At 68.9% G+C, this 2452-nt stretch carries 1 protein-coding gene and 3 pseudogenes; 1 reads left to right on the forward strand and 3 read right to left on the reverse strand.

What is annotated here, in order from left to right; translation table 11 throughout:
• The 3 genes and pseudogenes from ACFPZJ_RS39720 to ACFPZJ_RS39730 form a co-directional block, all read right to left on the reverse strand.
• A pseudogene (locus ACFPZJ_RS39720) lies at positions 1-188 on the reverse strand (hypothetical protein); the annotation flags it as partial.
• An 89-nt stretch (positions 189-277) separates the two neighbouring features.
• Positions 278-786, reverse strand: a pseudogene (locus tag ACFPZJ_RS39725) (helix-turn-helix domain-containing protein); the annotation flags it as partial.
• Entirely contained in the window at positions 783-1961 is a 1179-nt protein-coding gene (locus ACFPZJ_RS39730) for a Cmx/CmrA family chloramphenicol efflux MFS transporter (RefSeq protein WP_381031952.1), read from the reverse strand. The gene ACFPZJ_RS39730 and the pseudogene ACFPZJ_RS39725, both read right to left, overlap by 4 nt.
• A gap of 315 nt (positions 1962-2276) precedes the next feature.
• Here ACFPZJ_RS39730 and ACFPZJ_RS39735 point away from each other — a divergent pair.
• Positions 2277-2452: pseudogene (locus tag ACFPZJ_RS39735) on the forward strand (IS5/IS1182 family transposase); the annotation flags it as partial.

Genomic DNA, 2452 nt, shown 5'->3' on the forward strand with positions numbered 1-2452 from the left:
AGCTGCCAGCTGTTCTTCCGGCCCACCGGGCCGAGCAGACCGTTCACATAGGCCCGCATCTGCCGCCGTAGGTCCACCCGCCCGAACCGGTGACCCACCCGAACAAGTACCTCTTCCAGTTCCGCCGACCAGACGTCGGGCCGCACATCTGCATGACAATCACCACGGGCCGCCGCGGCGGAGGTCACGAACTTCCGGCACCTGACGCCACGGCAGCCGAACAGACTCAAGAAGGTGCCTCTGACCAGCAGAGATAGCGAACTGCAACTGGAGTACTAGCCTGCTCGGAGCCGCGGCCGTGGGTCCGCCACCCGCCGCCATCGGGGATGCGTCCGACCTTCTTGACGTCCAGTGGACCATGTGGCCCGGGTAGCGGGCCACGATGCGTCCCGGGGGGCGCCGGTTGGCGGACCCGTCGGGGTCGAGGAACCGGCGGTGGTTGATGCCCAGACGCGCCAGCCACCGACGCACGGTGCGTTCGCTGATCCGCACACCCTGGTTCACGAGTTCGAGGGCGATCCGGCGGGCGGACCACTTGTGGTCCCGCCGCAGCTGCTCGATCCGTTCGACGAGGTCGGGCGGGGTCTGGGTCGGTGAGGGGTGCGGGACGCTGAAGCGGTCCTGCAGCCCGGCCTCGCCCTGCGTGTCGTACCGGTTCTTCCACTTGGACAGGCAGGCGCGGGGGACGCCGGCCTCGGCTGCCACGTGGGCGATCGGACGGCTGTGGCAGCGCTCCAGGAGCCTTCGGCGTCCCTCGATGGTCAAGGGAGCGTTCGCATGCGTCACTGGAGCACCTCGGCACTTCGGTCGGCCGCGACCACGGTGCGGAGGGGGAACGCAATGAGCAGCGCAACAGCGACGAGGAGGCCGCTGGCCCACAGCGGCCCGAGGTTCCCGACCGCGGTGCCGAGGGTGATCGCGGCGATGAGGGGGCCGACGGCGGCGCCGACGTTGAGTGCCGCGGTCGCATAGGAGCCGGCCATGGTGGGGGCTCCCGCGGCCTCGTAGAGGACCCGCGTGATCAGTGTGCTGCCCAGCGCGAACGACAGCGCGCCCTGCACGAACACGAGGGTGAACAGGGCGACCGGCTTGTCGGCCAGCATGGCCAGGGTCGGCCAGCCGATGAGTAGCGGCGGACCACCGACTGCGAGGACCAGACCGGGGCGCTGGTCGGACAGCCGGCCAGCGACGGTGACGCCGACGAAGGAACCGGCCCCGAAGAGCACCAGCACGACAGAGATCCACAACTCGCCCAGCCCGGCGGTTTCGGTCACCACGGGGGCGAGGAAGGTGAAGCTTGCGAAGGTGGCCGCGTTCACCAGCGTGCCGAGCAGCATCACCACGATCAACCGCGGCCTGGTGAGCTGGGCGAGCTCTGCTCGCAAGGCCGGCCCGCCAGTCGCCTCTTTCCTCACACGTCCCGTTGGGATCCCCTTCAGGATGCCGAGGGCTGCGGGCAGGCAGAAAGCGGCGACGGCCCAGAAGGTGGCCCGCCAGCCGAGCAATGTGCCGAGTACCGACCCACCGGGGACACCGGCGATCGTGGCCACCGTCGTGCCCGACAGCAGCACGGCCAGCGCACGTCCCTTCTTGTCGGGCGAGACCAGCGTGGCGGCAGCCGTCAGAGCGACCGCGAGGAACCCGGCGTTCGCGAGCGCGGCGACGATCCGAGTGGCGAACAGGACCGGAAAGCTCGTGGTGAGGGCGCCCACGGCGTGGGCTGCCGCGAAAGCGAGGATGAACCCCAGAAGGCTGGAGCGCCTAGGCCAGTTGCGGGCAAGCGCGGCCACCAGGGGGGCGCCGACGATCATGCCGATCGCGAAGGCCGAGGTGAGCACGCCTGCTGTCCCGACGGGGACGTCGAAATCAAAGGCAATGTCCGGCAAGAGACCGGCGAGCATGAACTCCGAGGTGCCCATGGCAAAGACCGCCATGGCAAGCAGATACAGCGGGAAAGGCATCGAGTGGCTCCGAGGTGAGGGAGAGGCACCAGAAGGTCATCTCGTCACCGCGGCCAGCCCCAGGGGCACACGCGTCCCACCACAGAATGCGGCGCGACGACAGGGCTACGAGCTCAGTGGTTCAGGGGGCTGACGGCGTGACCGAAAGCGCCCACCGTGTCTGACTCAGGACTCGACATGGCCCGCACGCTACCCGACCGATGCCCGTCGAGACACCTCGGTTTCACCGGCATTGGCCTGTGCCACCAACGTCATGTCCCGCAAGACCTAGAGGTTGTCCCGTAACCGGTGGGGCGGTTGGTGCGTTGGCTGGGCATGGGTGGGGTGATCTCAGCGGATGATCCGAAGTGGATCGAGCCGTTCGCCGGGCTGACCGAGTCGCAGTTCACCAGGCTGGTCGCGTTGGTGCGGCGTCGCGGTGGTGACATTCAGCGCGGCCGTCCCTGGCGGCTGCCGCTGGAGAACCGGGTGTTGCTGGTGGCGACGTACTG

This window comes from Streptomyces bullii, assembly GCF_042657145.1.
Classification (GTDB): domain Bacteria; phylum Actinomycetota; class Actinomycetes; order Streptomycetales; family Streptomycetaceae; genus Streptomyces; species Streptomyces bullii.